This is a genomic window from Paenibacillus sp. MMS20-IR301, assembly GCF_032302195.1.
In the GTDB taxonomy this organism is placed as follows: Bacteria; Bacillota; Bacilli; order Paenibacillales; family Paenibacillaceae; genus Paenibacillus_AQ.
On sequence record NZ_CP135275.1, the window covers coordinates 6,919,810 to 6,937,062 of the forward strand.

General features: G+C 50.6%; 13 protein-coding genes and 1 pseudogene. 7 read left to right on the top strand and 7 right to left on the bottom strand.

What is annotated here, in order from left to right; translation table 11 throughout:
• Window positions 1–90 precede the first annotated feature (90 nt).
• Window positions 91–3,405 (top strand): DUF5107 domain-containing protein, encoded by a 3,315-nt coding sequence (locus tag LOS79_RS29900; RefSeq protein ID WP_315422519.1) that lies wholly within the window; start codon window positions 91–93, stop codon window positions 3,403–3,405.
• Window positions 3,406–3,495: 90 nt separating this feature from the next.
• Here LOS79_RS29900 and LOS79_RS29905 read toward each other — a convergent pair whose 3' ends face one another.
• Window positions 3,496–4,848: an MATE family efflux transporter gene (locus LOS79_RS29905; protein ID WP_315414502.1), complete on the bottom strand. Its 1,353-nt coding sequence runs from the start codon at window positions 4,846–4,848 to the stop codon at window positions 3,496–3,498.
• A 139-nt stretch (window positions 4,849–4,987) separates the two neighbouring features.
• On the opposite strand from LOS79_RS29905, the gene LOS79_RS29910 reads away from it, so the two are divergent.
• On the top strand, window positions 4,988–5,677 hold the full coding sequence (locus tag LOS79_RS29910) for a TetR/AcrR family transcriptional regulator (protein ID WP_315414503.1): 690 nt from the start codon (window positions 4,988–4,990) through the stop codon (window positions 5,675–5,677).
• A gap of 332 nt (window positions 5,678–6,009) precedes the next feature.
• Here LOS79_RS29910 and LOS79_RS29915 read toward each other — a convergent pair whose 3' ends face one another.
• The 5 genes and pseudogenes from LOS79_RS29915 to LOS79_RS29935 all read right to left on the bottom strand — a co-directional run bounded on the left by LOS79_RS29915 (window position 6,010) and on the right by LOS79_RS29935 (window position 10,001).
• Window positions 6,010–6,570, bottom strand: a complete 561-nt coding sequence (locus LOS79_RS29915) for a class I SAM-dependent methyltransferase (protein ID WP_315414505.1) — start codon at window positions 6,568–6,570, stop codon at window positions 6,010–6,012.
• Window positions 6,567–7,667: a sensor histidine kinase gene (locus LOS79_RS29920; RefSeq protein ID WP_315414507.1), complete on the bottom strand. Its 1,101-nt coding sequence runs from the start codon at window positions 7,665–7,667 to the stop codon at window positions 6,567–6,569. Before LOS79_RS29920 ends, LOS79_RS29915 begins: the two co-directional genes overlap by 4 nt.
• Window positions 7,660–8,341, bottom strand: a pseudogene (locus tag LOS79_RS29925) (response regulator transcription factor). The gene LOS79_RS29920 and the pseudogene LOS79_RS29925 overlap by 8 nt, the downstream one beginning before the upstream one ends.
• A 37-nt stretch (window positions 8,342–8,378) precedes the next feature.
• Window positions 8,379–8,900 carry a class I SAM-dependent methyltransferase gene (locus LOS79_RS29930; RefSeq protein ID WP_315414509.1) on the bottom strand — a complete coding sequence of 174 codons (522 nt, stop codon included), beginning with the start codon at window positions 8,898–8,900 and terminating at the stop codon, window positions 8,379–8,381.
• Window positions 8,901–9,167: 267 nt separating this feature from the next.
• Window positions 9,168–10,001 carry an AraC family transcriptional regulator gene (locus LOS79_RS29935; RefSeq protein ID WP_315414511.1) on the bottom strand — a complete coding sequence of 278 codons (834 nt, stop codon included), beginning with the start codon at window positions 9,999–10,001 and terminating at the stop codon, window positions 9,168–9,170.
• 193 nt (window positions 10,002–10,194) lie between these two features.
• On the opposite strand from LOS79_RS29935, the gene LOS79_RS29940 reads away from it, so the two are divergent.
• On the top strand, window positions 10,195–11,715 hold the full coding sequence (locus LOS79_RS29940) for an arabinosylfuranosidase ArfA (protein WP_315414513.1): 1,521 nt from the start codon (window positions 10,195–10,197) through the stop codon (window positions 11,713–11,715).
• Here LOS79_RS29940 and LOS79_RS29945 read toward each other — a convergent pair.
• On the bottom strand, window positions 11,712–12,602 hold the full coding sequence (locus LOS79_RS29945) for a helix-turn-helix transcriptional regulator (RefSeq protein WP_315414515.1): 891 nt from the start codon (window positions 12,600–12,602) through the stop codon (window positions 11,712–11,714). The two genes, LOS79_RS29940 and LOS79_RS29945, sit on opposite strands and share 4 nt — an antisense overlap.
• 186 nt (window positions 12,603–12,788) lie before the next feature.
• Between LOS79_RS29945 and LOS79_RS29950 the strand changes: the two genes are divergently transcribed.
• Genes LOS79_RS29950 through LOS79_RS29965 form a run of 4 tightly spaced genes read left to right on the top strand, consistent with a single transcriptional unit; the run spans window position 12,789 to window position 17,143 of the window.
• Window positions 12,789–14,141 carry an ABC transporter substrate-binding protein gene (locus LOS79_RS29950; protein ID WP_315414517.1) on the top strand — a complete coding sequence of 451 codons (1,353 nt, stop codon included), beginning with the start codon at window positions 12,789–12,791 and terminating at the stop codon, window positions 14,139–14,141.
• 50 nt (window positions 14,142–14,191) lie between these two features.
• Window positions 14,192–15,121 carry a carbohydrate ABC transporter permease gene (locus LOS79_RS29955; RefSeq protein WP_315414519.1) on the top strand — a complete coding sequence of 310 codons (930 nt, stop codon included), beginning with the start codon at window positions 14,192–14,194 and terminating at the stop codon, window positions 15,119–15,121.
• Between the two features lie 4 nt (window positions 15,122–15,125).
• The gene (locus LOS79_RS29960) at window positions 15,126–15,983 is read left to right on the top strand and encodes a carbohydrate ABC transporter permease (protein WP_315414521.1); all 858 of its coding nucleotides are present in this window, start codon (window positions 15,126–15,128) and stop codon (window positions 15,981–15,983) included.
• Window positions 15,984–16,027: 44 nt separating this feature from the next.
• A complete protein-coding gene (locus tag LOS79_RS29965; RefSeq protein ID WP_315414523.1) occupies window positions 16,028–17,143 on the top strand; it encodes a DUF4432 family protein in 1,116 nt (371 codons plus the stop codon).
• Window positions 17,144–17,253 lie beyond the last annotated feature (110 nt).

Below are 17,253 nucleotides of genomic sequence, written 5' to 3' on the forward strand. Positions count from 1 at the left end.
ACTTTCTGAATTGTGGCTACTATGGCGATCTTGTATTGTTGAGTTATTCAATTAACTTTACACACAGGAGTGATTGTGTTGACTGAGCCTATGGCCAAAACAAAAATATGGGAAGAAACAGTGCAGATTCCAACGTACGGTGTTGGTGAGCCTAATAAAAACCCGATGTTTCTGGAAAAGCGGGTTTATCAGGGAAGCTCCGGCAGAGTGTACCCGCATCCTGTCATCGAAAAAATCGAAGATGAGAAAAAGCCTGCCCCCTACCGGATTGTTGTTCTGGAGAATGAATACCTGCGGGTAGAGATTATGCCTGAGCTGGGCGGCCGTATTTACCGGGCGGTAGACCGCACCAACAATTATGATTTTGTCTATTACAATCAGGTTATTAAGCCGGCGCTCGTCGGTCTTGCGGGACCATGGATTTCCGGCGGAATCGAATTCAACTGGCCGCAGCATCACCGTCCTAACACTTACGGTCCTGTCGAATACCGCCTGGAAGAGAAAGCGGACGGCAGTGCAACGGTATGGGTCAGCGAAATTGACAGAATGTATGGAACGAAGGTCACTGCAGGCTTCACGCTCCACCCGGACAAGGCATATATTGAAATTTCTGCCCAATTGTACAACCGTACCTCGGAGCCGCAGACCTTCCTGTGGTGGGCTAATCCCGCGGTTGCTGTAAATGATCATACCCAGTCTGTGTTTCCTCCGGATGTGACGGCTGTATTTGACCATGGCAAACGCGATGTCTCGCGCTTCCCTATTGCAACGGGAACGTATTACAAAATGGACTATTCTTCAGGCGTAGATATTTCACGTTACAAGAATATTCCGGTACCGACTTCCTACATGGCTTATAAATCAGACTATAATTTCGTCGGAGGATACGATCATTCCGTTCAGGCCGGACTCCTGCATGTTGCGAACCATCATATTTCACCGGGGAAAAAGCAGTGGACCTGGGGGAACGGCGAGTTTGGCCAGGCGTGGGACCGTAACCTGACCGATGAGGATGGCCCGTACATCGAGCTGATGACCGGAGTATTCACGGACAACCAGCCGGACTTCACCTGGCTGCAGCCTTATGAAGAGAAGACCTTTACACAATATTTCATGCCTTACAAAAATATCGGAGTGGTCAAAAATGCTACCACCGAAGCCGCGGTCAACCTCGAAGTCGACGAAGAGCAGGGCACGGCAACAGTATTTGCTTACACCACTTCACGTTACGAGAATGCAGTAGTTGAACTGGCCGGGCCGCAGGGGATTGTGCTGTCCAAGCAGCTTACACTCACTCCGGCGGATACGTATTCCGCAGAAGTTAAGCTTACGGCTGGCGTCCTGGAACATGAACTCACACTCAAGGTACAAGATGCTGCAGGTAATGTGCTGGTAGCTTATACCCCGCAGCCAAAGGATATTGAACAAGTGCCGGATGCTGCCAGGCCGCTGCCGGAACCGCAGGACATCGCGACGAATGAGGAGCTGTACTTGGCCGGGCTTCATCTGGAGCAATACCGCCACGCCACCTTTGAACCGGAGCCTTATTATCTGGAAGGGCTTAAGCGTGATCGGAATGACAGCCGGATTAATATTGCTTACGGTACTTTACTGCTGCGCAGGGGGTTGTTCGCCGAGAGCGAAGCACACTTCCGCAAGGCAGTTAAGCGGGTAACCTGGCGTAACCCTAACCCGTATGACGGGGAAGCGTATTACCAGCTCGGACTTAGTCTCAAGCTGCAGGGGCGTCTGGATGAAGCCTTCACTGCTTTCTATAAATCGGCCTGGAGTGCAGCATGGCAGGACGGCGGCTATTTCTCACTCGCCCAAATTGCTGCTGAACAAGGGAAGTTTGCTGAAGCGCTGGACCTTGCTGAACGTTCACTGATCCGCAATGCGCGGAACTATAAGTCCAGAAATGCTAAAACCGCCATGCTGCGCAAGCTGAACAGATTGAAAGAAGCGGAAGCCTTCGCGGAAGAGACCCTGAAGCTGGATGTCGCTGATTTCGGCGCCCATTATGAGCTGGCGCTGATCCGGGAAGCACAAGGGAGAAGCGAAGATTTCACTGTATCGGTTAATCAATTCAAAGCGCTGCTGCGCGGTGAGCCGAAGAATTATCTGGAGCTGGCCTCAGACTATGCGGGTGCGGGACTGTATGAGGAAGCTGCCCGGGCGCTGCTCCTGCTGGAGAGCTCCTCGGATCCTATGGTGAATTACACGCTTGCTTATTTGTACGGTAAATTGGGTCAGCCGGAATCAGTGCAAAGCTGCCTGTCTGCCGGAGAGAAGGCGAATGCGGATTACTGCTTCCCGAATACCCTGTTCGAGCTTCAGGTGCTTGAATATGCAGTCTCTGTTCATCCTGAAGATGCTAAAGCCTGCTACTACCTTGGTAATCTGCTGTATGATAAGAAGCGTCACGGGGAGGCTATCCGCTATTGGGAGCAGTCCAGATCCGCCGATGACAATTACTCTGTCGTGCACAGAAACCTGGCGCTGGCCTATTACAACAAGCAAGGGAATCCGCAAGCTGCGCGGGCTTCACTGGAGAAAGCTCTGGCCTGTGATCCGGGGGATGCACGGGTATTATTCGAACTGGATCAGCTGTACAAAAAAATCGGATTACCGGCCGGAGAGCGCCTGGCCTTCTTGGAAAGCCGGACCAGCCTTGTAAGCGGCCGTGATGATCTGTATCTGGAATATGTCACATTGCATAACCTGCTGGGCAAGCATAACGAAGCGGTTCAGCTGCTGGCCTCACGCAATTTCCATCCATGGGAAGGCGGCGAGGGCAAGGCGACAGGCCAATACGTAATGGCACATGTGGAGCTGGCGAAGCAGCATATTCAGGCAGGCCGTCCGGACAAGGCGGTGGAATTGCTGCAGGCGGCGCTTGTCTATCCGCTGAATCTGGGCGAAGGCAAATTGGCCGGTGCGCAGGAAAATAACATCTATTACTATCTTGGCTGCGCCTATGAGGCGCTGGAGCAGCAGCAGGCAGCAGAGGCTTCGTTCCGCACAGCTTCACACGGTCTGGATGAACCGACCAGTGCGATGTACTATAATGACCAGCCGCCGGAAATGATCTTCTACCAGGGGCTGGCCTGGCTGAAGCTGAATGACACACATAAGGCGAAGCGGCGGTTCAACAAGCTGGTGGATTACGCGGAAAAGCATCTGTTCGATGATGTGAAAATCGACTACTTCGCGGTATCTCTGCCGGACTTCCTGGTATTCGATGAGGATCTGAATAAGCGAAATGAGATTCACTGCCGGTTCATGCGGGGATTGGGTTTACTTGGCCTTGGTAAGAAAGAAGCGGCAGCGACTGAATTCAAAGAAGCCCTCCGTTTGGATTGCAATCACATCGGTGCGAAGCTGCATTTGCAGCTGAGTAAGTAAGCAAAACAGCGGCAGCCAGGATTAGAAGGTAGAGTCCTGGACTGCCGCTGTTTTATTTTCCGGATGATATGAAGTTGAACCATTATGTGCCTACTGCACCAGACTCTCCAAATCCGGCTGCAGCTTGTTACGCAGAACGTACAGCATGCCGGCTCCGACAAGGAATGCGGCGGCATCCGCAATGACGAGCGACCAGACCACTCCGTGGAAGCCGTTCAGGCGGTTCGCGATGAATAACACAGGAATCAGCGTAATTCCTTGAATGACTGACATCACGAAAGCAGCAGTTCCTTGCGCAGTAGCCTGGAAGATTCCTGTAAAGAGTGCGGTCGTTCCTGAAATGAACAGGGATAAGAAGGTTACATGCAGAATGTAGCTGCCCATTGCAATTAGCTGCGGGTCATTCGTAAACAAACCGATCAAAGAGTCAGAAATCAGGTAGACGATGACTCCGAATACGACGGCTAACGCTACAATCGTTTTCACTGTGAATCCGATGGTCTGCTTCATGCGCACTTTATTGGCTGTATAAGAGAACGCAATGAGCGGCACGACTCCCTCGCATAAGCCCATGATAATAAACTCAGGAAATTGCAGTAAGCGCGATGAAATCCCGTAAGCGGCTACGGCCGAATCCCCGTATTCTACAAGAAAATGATTGAGAATCAGCGACATGGCCCCCATGAAGATGCTCATAATGAAGACGGGCACTCCGATTTTAAATACATTGCTCAGAATCTCCCTGGTTACCTTGAACCAGCGTACAGAGATCGTCAAGAATGAGCTCTTATACCCCATATGAAAGGCGTAGTATACGCTCGCAACCATGTTAGAAATAACCGTAGCTGAGGCGACGCCGATCACTCCCCAATGAAATACGAAGATAACTAACGCATCGAGGATAATATTCACCACAACGCTGAGAATCATACCGACCATTGACTTAATGGCTGCCCCCTCGGAGCGCACGATATTCTCCAGCGTGAAGCATAATACAAAGAAGGGTGAACCGAGAATCATGACTGTGACATAGTCTTTCGTAAAAGCAAAGGATTCGGGGGTTGCCCCCAGGCTGTGAACAATAGAATTGATTAGTGGAAGACCGGCGGCGATTACGATCAGACCGAGTACCAGGCTGCTGTAAAAGGCGAAGGAAGACACATGCTTCACATCATCATATCTTTTCTCACCCAGCAGACGGGAGATAAATGTACCGCTGCCCATGCCGATAAAGTTGCCTAAGGACATAATGATGGCGAATAGCGGCAGGGTTAAGGCAAGTGCGGTCAACATGACCGTATTATGGAGTGTCCCGATGAAATAGGCATTCAAGATAGAGTAAATAACACTCATGGACATGCCTAACATCATGGGAACAGCGAAGTGGGCTACGGCTTTGGCAACAGGGGCTTTCTCAAAATAATGGAGGTTTTCTGCATCCACTTGGATCACTACTTTCTTATGTTTTGTCGAAATATCAATCTAACACCGTTAGATTGAACCTTACAGTGTTAGATGATATCATGGAGTTATGGATCTGTAAAGCATAAACTTACACTGTTAGATAAAAGGGCGGATAAGGATGAAAAAGCAGCAGCCTCAGATTTCGGAGGAGCGGATTCTGGAAGCTTCATGGGAGCTTCTCGGAGAAGACGATATCGAGAAATTCAGTATGCGGCGGCTCGCCGACAGAGTAGGTATTCAGGCACCCTCTCTGTACTGGTATTTCAAGAGCAAACAGAAGCTCTACCAGCGCCTGGCCAACCAGATATCCAAAATCATTGTGGAGGAATTCCAAGTTGAGGGGGGCTGGAAAGAGCAACTGGCGGGACTTGCGGTAACTGTAAGGAGCGTACTCAGCCGGTATCCCTGCTCCACACAGCTGATGATGATGACGCTGCCCCATGAGCCGGATATCATCCGGTTCAACAACCTCATGCTGCTCTGCGTGGAATCGACACCGCTTAAGCCGGAGCACAAGATGCAGGTGGCGACTACGCTTATGAACTATGTCTTCTTCTTTGTGCTGGACAATTATCAGCATGAGCGTAATGTAACCGCTGTGATTATGAATAAGGAGGAGCTTCCGGGTGAAGGCATGCTTCAGCTTCTGGATACAATGAGCGAGGCAGATTCGGGGGTGTTCCGGAGAGTATTTACGACCGGGCTGTTCGAGCTGATGGGCACCGACCAGGCGTTTGAGTTCGGGCTGAAGCTGATTATACTGGGGATTGAGCAGGTGATTCTTGAGCAGGAGAATTCGCAGGCATAACGATTAGCATGAAGGGGCTGTCTCAAAAGTAGCCATGCGCTACATTGTGGAGAAATAGAGCCATTGTATTTTATACAGTAGATTCCTTCCTAAGTAGCTAAAAAACCCATTCTATTGTATTCCGTACAATGGTTACCAAATAAATGAGCTTAAAATGCTTGAATTTCAAAAAACTAGTGTACAAAATACAATAGATTCATTATTCAGGCGGATTTAACCGCTATTTGGCTGCACGAAGTACAATAGAATTCTCAACTCCTATACTTCCTGAAGCCCAAGACGCAAAGAGGCTGTCCCGGAAGCCATGAAAAGGCCGCTGGGCCAGCCCCATTTTAATAGGGTTTACGGCAAACATACACGTAGGCAGGGGGGAAGTTACGGCCCACAAACTCAACCCGCTCAATTGTGAATCGGGCAGCAAAGTGTTTCTTCATCTGAAGGGAGAACCGGTAAGCCACGAAATAGCCGCCAGGCTTGAGGGCTTGAACAATCTGGTGCAGCAGCCTTTCGCGCATCTCGTCAGAGAAATTAAAGAACGGTAATCCGCATAGGATACAGTCCAGCTGGCTGACGCCTTCATCATTCAGTTTCTTTAATAAGTATGAGGCATTGGAATGGAACATAAACGCAGGAAACCGCTCTTTCAGATAGGTCCTCATGGTCTTATTCCGCTCAAACAGGAATACCTGCGAGCTGTCAGCTCTATGCAGGTCAATTAAGCGTGTGATGGTCCCGGTCCCGGCTCCAAGCTCGGCAACTGAATGAATCTCTGCCCAGGGGATACACCGCACAAGTGTTTCGGCCAGTGCGGGAGAACTGGGCAGTATGCTGCCCACGCGTAGGGGGTCTCTAAGAAATCCGCGGAGAAAAAGCAGGTGTTCACGAATGTTCACTGGTCTGATCCCCCGGTTTCAAGAGGCAGCTTCAGTGCAAAAGTAAATAAGCCGTCTGCATGATGAAGCGTCAGCGAACCCCCGTGCAGCCCGGCGATGTTCCTGGCGATAGACAGGCCAAGCCCGGACCCGGTCTGAATGCCTTCGCTGCTCCGTGAATGGTCCACCTTATAAAAACGTTCAAATAATTTATCCTCTTGTTCCTTCGTTAAAGGAATTCCCCGGTTCTCGACTTCTATTGTCACCTGCCTGTGATCTGTACTCAGCCGGATCTGAATGGCTCCCGGTCTGAAGGAGTATTTCAAAGCGTTCATCAGCAGATTATCGATTGCTCTGGCGATTTTGTCACTGTCCAGAGCCGCGAACACGGGGAGGCTGCCAAGCTCTTTATTGATATGCAGCTCATTCTCATAGGCGATGGGCTCGAATTCAAACAGCAATTGCTTCAGCAGCTGGTTCAGATCAATCTGATTGATGTCCAGCCGGGTGTCACTAGAGCTAAGCCGGGTGTATTCAAACAGATCATCAAGGAGCTTCTTGAGGTGCGCGGCTTTATTGTAGGTATTTTGCACAAAACGGTTATATTCTTCCTGATCCTGAAACGAGTTCGCTCTTAAAAGCTCAATGTAGCCGATGATACTGGTCAGCGGAGTACGCAGGTCATGAGAAATACCGGTAATCCATTCCATCTTCGATTGCTCGGCTTCCCGTTCCTTCACGATTTGCCGCTGCAAACGTTCTGTCATCTGATTGATGTTAAAGGCTACCCGGCCAAGCTCATCCTGCCTGTTGACGGGTACACGGTGGCTTAAGTCTCCCTCGGTGATGGTCTGCAGCCCGCGTTCCAGAGTCATCAGATCCTTGACAATCCGGCGGGTCAGCGTAAGAAAAGTGAGAAGAAATACGGTTAGAAACAGCGGGGTTATAAAATACGGCAACAGCTTGCCCAGCCAGCCCATACCTGTTCCCACCCGGAAAACAAAGTAAATCAGCAGGTTGTTCAAAGCCACAGCAGCCATTATGCTAAGCAGCATACTGAGTAGAATGCTAACCTGAATCTTTTTTTTTCGTTTCGACTGCTTTGCGGATTTATTCAATTTTGTAGCCAACCCCCCATACGGTTTTAATATAGAGGGCTCCGGGGATTATCTTCTAACTTCTCACGTAAGTTGCGGATATGGACCATCACGGTATTGTCGGAATAGCCGAAGGGCTCTTTCCAGACATGTTCATAAATATGCTCAGAACTAAACACCTGTCCCGGGTGGCTGGCCAGCAGTACCAGAATGCCAAACTCCAGCGGCGTCAGCACAATATCATTGTCTTTCAGCTTTGCTGAATGTTTACTTTTATCAATGACAAGATCTTTGATCAAAATAAGTGATGAATTGTTCTCAGCCTTCCCGAGTAAAGTCTGTCTCCGCATTTGCGCTTTGACACGGGCCAGCAGCTCCAGCGGGTTGAAGGGCTTGGTCATGTAGTCATCTGCCCCGGTGGTAAGACCGGTAATCTTATCAATGTCCTCTTCCTTCGCGGACAGCATAATGATCGGCGCATCAGAGATTTCCCTGATTCTCAGGCAGGCAGTTATCCCGTCCATCCGGGGCATCATGACATCGAGGATTACCAGCCCGACAGGGGTGGTTTGTATCACTTGTAATGCTTCCCGGCCGTCAGCTGCTTCAAGGACACGGTATCCTTCATTCCGTAAATAGACATGGATGATATCCCGGATTTCGGATTCGTCATCAACAACAAGGATCGTATTCATCTGCAGTGGCCCTCTCTTTATTGAAGTTGGTAGCTTATTATATATGTTTCCGGCAGACGTATACAAACGCAGGCGGAACATTGAGCGGCACGAATTTGATATCCTCAATAATGAAGTGCTCAGCGAGCTGCTTCTTCATCTGCAAGGAATACTGGAAGGCAACGAACAGGCCGCCCGGCTTGAGGGAGCTGACAATCTGTTCAATTAGGGCGTCTCTTAAGCCGCGTTCAAAGTTGAAAAAGGGCAGCCCGCTGAAGATGCAATCCAGTTGTGCAACCTTGTTTTTATGAATCGTATCTTTCATCCGGACAGCATTAGCGTGACATGAGAATTCCGGATAGGCCAGGCGCAGCTTCTTCCGCATCACATGATCCATTTCAAATAAGAAAACTTTGGCCTCCGGTTTTACATTGGCCCCAATATAACGGGTAATCGGCCCGGTTCCTGAGCCCAGCTCGGCTACGGCTGTAATGTCATTCCAGTCCACCTGCCGGATCATCTTTTTCGCCAGAAAACGGGAGCTCGGTGTAATGCTTCCCACATTTTTCGGGCTTTTCATAAACCTCTGCAAAAACAATAAATTCTGATTCACTCCGTATTCCCCCATCGCTAAAAGTTAGAATTGAAAAGAGAGATGAACATCTGATGCAGAAAGATTAATAAAAGAAACTGAAGAATTTATGGGGAGAATTCTGAAGAAATTCTGAAGCTTTATACTCGCGGATTCCAAAAAAAAGAAGCCTTGGGAGCAGTGCGCCGTAGTCACTGAATACTCCTTGGGCTTCTTTTCTATGATTCATACAATATTTATTGCGGATAGAACTTCTTAATTCTCCGCATGCGCAATTCTGTACGCTGTAGGGGAGGAACCGGTTATTGTCTTGAATAATCTGGACAGGTAGGAGATGTCCGCAATCCCTACCCGGCTGCAAATAGAAGCTAAGGGGAGGTCCGTTGAGATGAGCAGCAGCTTGGCCTCCTCTATTTTTTGCTGGTTAATATACTGGATTGGCGATGTGCCGAAATGCTGCTTGAAAATCCGGATAAAATAATTGGGATGGACGTGAATGAGCTCGGCTAACTCTGCGATGGTCAGATTACGGCGGTAATTCTCCTGTATATAATCAATAACGCCCATTAAGGGTTCGGATAGCTCAGAGCTTCGCAAATTGTCTGCTTTAGGAACTGCATGTTCGATGTAATGCGCAATCAGGCTGAGCATCGCCGATTTTTTGAGCAGGGGGGCGGTGAGCAGCTTCGACGAATCCGCAAGCACCAGTTCATTGAACAGACGGAGGGATGCTGTATTGCCGGTGCTGTCGAAATAATAAGGCGTCTGCAAAAGATCAAACAGATTGTGCTGACCCACTTTGGCTGAGAAGTGGCACCAGTATTTGGTGAATCTGGTTCCTTCTGTAGTGGAATAGGATTGCTGAACGCCTTGCGGCATAAGGAAAAATTGGCCAGGCTGCGGGTAGAACTCCTCATCCCCGATTTTCAGCCAGCCTTCCCCGTCCTGAATGAAATAGAATTTGTTGTAGCCGGGAGTGTAGTCCAGATCGCACCAGTCACTCCAGACCTGATTATAACCAATAGCCGTTACGTTCACTTGCAGATTGCTAAGATACAGCTGTACCAGTTGCTGCCGGGAAATGGTCATGACAGTCTCCAATGCATGAGAATGAACTACAGCCAAAGAATAGCATACCCGTCTGAGCCCTGTAAAATTAGGTTGCAAATTCATAAAATCTGAGTGAATATTATACTTTTTTAACCTTATAAATAAATGTAGTATAAATTTGTAAACGATTGCGTTAAGGTTGTAAATTTTAAAATGAAAAAGGAGCGTAACTATGACTACAGTGAACAATGCCGGACTGGTTATCGACAAGGCCTACCGTTTAGCCGAAGTGGATCCCCGGCTGTACAGCTCATTTATCGAGCACTTGGGCCGTGCTGTCTATGGCGGCATTTATGATCCGGAACATCCTGAAGCAGACCCGTCCGGCTTCCGCCGCGATGTTGCCGGGATGATCCGTGATATTGGGGTGCCGCTGATCCGCTATCCGGGCGGCAACTTCGTTTCCGGCTACAACTGGGAAGATGGCGTGGGTCCGGTAGAGGACCGTCCCAGCCGTCTGGAGCTTGCCTGGCGGAGCCTGGAGCCCAATACGGTGGGAACAAATGAATTCATCGAATGGGCGAGAGGCGTAGGAGCCGATGTCATGATGGCTGTTAATCTGGGCACCCGGGGCGTCGATGCCGCACGCCATCTGCTGGAATACTGCAATCATCCCGGCGGGACGTACTATAGCGATCTGCGCGCGGCGCACGGCTACAAGGAGCCGCACCGGATCAAGACCTGGTGCCTCGGCAATGAGATGGACGGGCCCTGGCAGATCGGCCAGAAGACAGCGGCCGAATACGGGCGCCTGGCCAGTGAGACTGCCAAAGCGATGCGGCTCGTTGATCCTGAGATTGAACTGGTCGCCTGCGGCAGCTCCTTCCGTTCGATGCCTACCTACGCCGAGTGGGAAGCGGAGGTGCTTGATCATACCTACGAGCAGGTTGATTATCTGTCATTGCACACGTATTACGGCAATGCCGAGAATGATACGGCGAATTATCTGGCCCGCTCGCTGGATATGGACCATTTCATCCGTGAGATTATCGCGGTCTGTGATTACATCAAGGCGAAGAAGCGCAGCCGCAAGACGCTGCATCTGTCCTTTGACGAGTGGAATGTATGGTTCCATACGCTGGAGAGCGACAAGCAGGTTGCCCCTTGGCAGTTCGCACCGGAGCTGCTGGAGGACTGTTATACCTTCGAGGATGCGCTGATGGTCGGCAGCATGCTGATTACACTGCTGAATCATGCTGACCGGGTCAAGGTTGCCTGCCTGGCCCAGCTTGTCAATGCGATTGCACCGATTATGACGGAAACTGGCGGCCGCGCCTGGAAGCAGACGATCTATTATCCGTATCTGCATGCCTCCCTGTACGGCAGAGGAACCGTGCTTGTGCCGGTGCTGAGCTCAGGAAAATACGACAGTAAGGATTACACCGATGTGCCGCTGCTGGATACAGCCATTGTGTATGATGAAGCCCGGGAGGCGCTGACGGTCTTTGTGGTCAACAAAAGTCTCGAGGAGGCCAGCCTGCTGGAATGCGATATCCGGGGCTTTGCCGGCTACCGGGTAATCGAACAGATTGTAATGACGAGCGGGGATGTGAAGGCAGTCAATACCGCAGATAGCCCGGATAACGTAGTTCCGCGCCGGATCCATGATGCCGGGCTTGCTGACGGCCGCTTAACGGCTGTGCTGCCGGCATTATCATGGAATGTAATCCGGCTGGGCAAAGCCGGCAGCTAACGCTCTTTCGCAAATTTGCTGCGGAATGCCGACGGGGAGAGCCCTTCCTTCTTGGAGAAGCAGGAGGAGTAATGGGAGACATGATGGAAGCCGACCTCCTCGGCGATACGCGCCACAGGCCAGGAAGTGAGGAGCAGCAGCCGCTTGGACTGTTCGATCCGGTAATATTGCAAGTAAGCCATCGGCGTCATGCCGAAGACCTTGAGCATGCTCTTCGCGAGGTAATTGGGATGGTAGTTCAGCGCCTTCTGCAGCACCGGGTTGGTGATATCCTCCATGTAATGATTGCGGATATACAGCTCGATCTGCTCTGCCAGATGAATCGCGGTAGCATCGCTCGGCGAAGCCAGATCCCGGTCCAGATGCTGCAGGAAGGACTGAAAGATGGCCTGGCGCCGCCAGTTGCGCATGGATTTCGGCTCGGATTCCTGTTCGAAGAACAGCTCCAGCTGTTCCATCGCTTTGGCGGAGATCTTCATATGCTTCGGGATAAAGATGGAGCAGACATCGGCGTGGTTGAGGTAGGCTTTGCTCTTGTGCTCCTCCATCAGCGCCTGCTGATTACCGAGGCAGTCACCCATATCAATACATTCCTGCCAGCTGCCGAAGGTCTGGAAGTGAATCCAGATAATTTCAGTTTTCACCGTGCAGGGGGCAAAGCCGTAATGATGGCCGTCCGGCAGGAGAATGATCCCTTCCCCTGCATTTAACTGCCACAGGACCCCGTTCTCGGCGACCGGCAGGAGGCCCTTGACCACGACGATCAGATCGAACACGCCTATGCAGTTGCGGTCAATGTGATAATCACCAACATCGTAGGATGCATGACCGCAGTCAACGAAATAGGGAATAGGCGGTGAAATGAAATGCAGAATCGGCGCATTCATATACAGGATTCCTCCAGAGGTTGAAAATATTAAAAATCAGGTTGAATAACCTTGTTTATTTTAATGTTATATCATGTCATATTATAAGTAAAGCGCTTTCTAAAATAGTGTAATCGTATAAATTGTTGGCATGACTTATCTCCTTAAACGGGTTAAGTATAGAAGAATTATCCAAGGAGGGTACACATGAAGAAGCAAGGATTAGTTACACTGGCGGCAATGATGGCTATGAGCATGGGGCTGAGCGCCTGCGGGGGAAATGGAAGCAATAATGAGAATGCTGCCACGAATGCACCGGCACAAACAAATAATGCTCAAGCCGAAGGCACGAATGCCGGCGGAAATGCAAAAGCGGAAAAACTGGTGTTCTGGACCTTTGTGGATGCGCATCAGAAATTTATGGAGAGTATGGCCGACAGCTGGAACCAGGCTAACCCTGACAAGCAGATTGAGCTGGAAGGCACTACGATTCCTTATGATGATATGCATACCAAGCTGCTGATTGCCCTGCAATCCGGCGTAGGCGCCCCAGATCTGGTTGATATTGAACAAAGTAAATTCCCGAACTTCATGAAGGGCACACCGCAGCTGGTCTCCCTGAATGATATCCTTGAACCCGAGCTGGGCAATATCGTCAAGTCCCGGGTGGAAATCTACAGCAAGGATGCTACTTATTACGGTATTGACTACCATGTCGGTGCTACGGTGATGTACTACAATAAAGAGCTGATGGATCAGGCCGGCTTGAACGCTGATGACATCAAGACCTGGTCCGATTTCGAGACCGCCGGCAAAACAATGCTGGAAAAGACCGGCAAGCCGATGATTACATTTGAAGGCAATGGCAACTGGTCATGGTGGCCTGCGATCAGCCAGCAGGGCTCCGATCAGGTGGATGCTGAAGGCAACCCGACTGTAGATGCTCCGGTCAATGTGCAGACAATGCAATTCTTCCAGAAGCTGGTCAAGGAAGGGGTGGCAGCTGTTGCTCCGGGTGCCGGCCATGATACTGAAGAGTACTTTGGCTACATGGACTCTGAAAGCGCTGCTTCTGTCTTCATGCCGTTCTGGTTCATGGGCCGCTTCACCGACCATATGCCTGACCTTAAGGGGAAAATGATCATCCGTCCGATGCCGGCCTGGACGGAAGGCGGAAACCGTTCCGCAGGTATGGGGGGAACCGCTACCTCAATTACTAATCAGGCTAAGAACCCGGAACTGCTGAAGGAGTTCCTGGCATATGCCAAGCTGTCCAAGGAAGGCAACATTCAAATCTGGAAGCAGCTCGGCTTCGATCCGATCCGCACCGATGTATGGACGGATCCGGCAATGAAGGAATCCAACAAATATACGGATTACTTCGGCACAGATATCTTCGATACACTGCTTAGCGTTAAGGATGAAATCGCACCGGTCAACATCCGTGAAATCTCGCCAAAAGTATTCGATGCCATCCGCAACATAGCGATTCCAATGATCTTCATCGATATGAATGATCCGGCAGCAGCCTTGAAAAAGGTGCAGGACAGCCTGAAGTAACAGCTGAAGGCAGCAGATTTAAGATCAATGAAAGGAGTGGAGGCGATTCTATGCAACAACAAATAAACAGAGAACCGGCTTTAGCTTCCAAGCCGAGAAACCGACTGGCAAATTCTCAAGCGCTCGCCCCCTATTTGTTTGTATTGCCGTTTATAATCTCATTTCTTCTGTTTTTTGCTTACCCGTTGATCAATGCCATCATCATGAGCTTCCAGAGTGTACTGCCCGGAGAAGTGACCTTCGTCGGTCTGGATAACTACCGCGAGCTGTGGAATACAGATTTCGCCGATGCCTTATACAACAGCAGCCGCTATACCCTGTTTACACTGGTGCTGCTGATTCCGGTTCCCCTGCTGCTCGCTGTAATGCTGAATTCGAAAAAAATGCCGTTCAGCAATTTTTTCCGCTCGACGCTGTTTATTCCTGCCCTTACTTCAGTAGTGGTGGCGGGGGTAGTGTTCCGCATGATCTTCGGAGAGCTGGACGGCGCACTGATGAACTCATTCCTGCATCTGTTCGGCATCTCCAGCCAGCGCTGGCTGTACAGCTCAGAGCTGTCCATGTTTGCCCTGCTGGTGCTCGCCTCATGGCGCTGGATCGGAATCAACATTCTGTATTTCCTATCTGCACTGCAGAACATTCCGTCCGATTTATATGAAGCGGCAGATATTGACGGCGCCGGTACAAGAACGAAATTTATGCGGATTACAGTACCGCTGCTGAAGCCGATTACCGTCTATGTGCTGACGATCAGTATTTATGGCGGTTATGCCATGTTCACCGAGAGCTACATGCTCTGGGCGGGTAAGCCGTCACCGCAAAATATAGGGCTGACGATCGTCGGCTACATTTATCAGCAAGGGTTTCAATATTTCAATCTTGGCTTCGGTTCCGCAATAGGGATTACACTGCTTGGCATTACGCTCGTAGTCAGCATGCTGCAGCTTATTCTGACCGGTATGTTCAAGAAGGAGGAGTAGAGAAATGGAAACTGCACCGCGCAAAAAATTCACCGCATCTTCTTTGCTCCTGCTGGTCCTGTTCACCATACTGGCCGTGCTGATGCTGTTCCCGCTGTATGCCCTGTTCCTGGCTTCCTTGAAGCCGGCCAGTGAATTGTTCCGGTACGGGCTGAATGTCCGGCTTGATTTCGACTTAATGAGCCTGGATAATTACCGCAGCATCTTCGCGGGGAAAGGCGAGGCGGGCCACTATTTCCAGTGGTATTCCAACAGTGTAATCATTACGGTGCTCTTCACCGTGCTGAGCCTGCTTCTGTCATCCATGGTCGGCTATGGACTCGGCATGTACCGGTTCAAGGGCCGCAGCCTGATATTCACGCTGGTCCTGGTCGTAATGATGATCCCTGTGGAGATTATTCTCCTGCCGTTATACAAATTAACGGTAAGCCTGAAGCTGATTAACTCCGTATGGGGGATTATTCTGCCCTTCATGGTTGCGCCGCTGCCGATCTTCTTCTTCCGCCAGTTTGCCCTGGGGCTGCCGAAGGATTTCATGGATGCGGGCCGGATTGACGGCTGCACCGAGATCGGAATTTTCTTCAGGATTATGGTACCGCTGATGGCACCGGCCTACGGTGCAATTACGATTCTGCAGGCGATGAACAGCTGGAATAACTTCCTGTGGCCGCTGATCGTTCTTAGAACTACCGATAAGTTCACCCTGCCGATCGGCCTTGCCTCATTTGTTACCCCGCTGGGCAGCAATTATGAAGCGCTGATATCAGGTGCTGTTCTGGCAATCCTGCCGATTCTTGTCCTGTTCTTATTCTTCCAGCGTTACTTTATCGAAGGGCTGACTGTAGGCGGAGTCAAGGGCTAAACCGGCAGCAGCCTAATATTGCAGGATAAGGGAGCACACTGCGGATGACCATGCATGAATGGGCGTTAACAGGCAATCAGGATCAGATCATTAACCTGCCTAATGGCGGCTGCTTGAAGAGAAGCAGCACTCAGGATCACCCGGGAGCGGCTATGACAATAATTGAACTGTCCAATGGCCGCCTGATGTTCACCGTACTTATTGAACGGGGGCTCGACATAGGCGTGCTGTATCTTGGGGAGCAGAAGATGAGCTGGGAGCGAAGCGGCAGCTATTTGCTGCACCCGTCGGATGTTGACCTTCAGGAGGCAGACGGTACAGGCTGGATGAAGGGCTTTTACGGAGCGGTAGCTGCTATTGGGCCGGAATGCTTCGGCACACCGGGCGAAGGCTTCACCTTGCATGGTTCGGGATCGTATTCAGCAGCACTGCCGGAGAGCATTCAAGTCTTCTGGGATGACCAGTCTGTCCGGATAGAAGGAATAGTTCCGGTGAAGGACCGGTCCGGCAGGCTGTTATTCGAGAAATGGATCCGGATGAGTACCGTCTGGGGAGGAACGCTCCTGTGCCGTGAAGAGAGGGTCAGAAACTGCAGCAGTCAGGTGCAGGTTCTTGATGACGGATATCATATCCAGTTATCCGGTGCTTATATGGAGCAGGGAGGCAGATACGTACTGCCTGCTGAGCGGCAGGCGCTATTGCTCAGAGATTCAGCGCCTGCGGAGGAGAACCCGCTGCACATTCCCGCAAGGGCTGAAGGGCCATACCCGATGAGATGTTATCAGTATGTGCCTGGAAAGGTGGCAGGTCTGGCCCGGTATCCGGGCCTTGCTCCATATGTAAGCACCATGAATCTAAGCAGAGGGTTAACCGCCGAGATGATTGTCGATACGGCAGGCACATGTGCGGGCTATGTGATCCGGCCGCTCGCGGACTTTCCCAGATCGCTGATTGCGAAGCAGATTGACAGCAGCTTCATGTTCGCCATCGAGCCGTGCCGGTCACGGCCGAACCGGATGTCACAGAAGATCACTGACGGTGAGGCGTTATTCATTGAGGCCGGGGAGACCCTGTCATCGAGCTGCATCATCGGTCTTACGGATTCCAGTGAAGAGATTCGCGGGATGGAGAGGCTGATTCTGGCCGGAATCGATCCTTAATGGAAATTGCTAAACGTTTAAACTATGAACAATAGGAGTGAGAACTTGAATCTGCTTCGTAATGATACATTTGAGTTACACCTCTCTCCACGGGGCACAGTGGAGTCCTT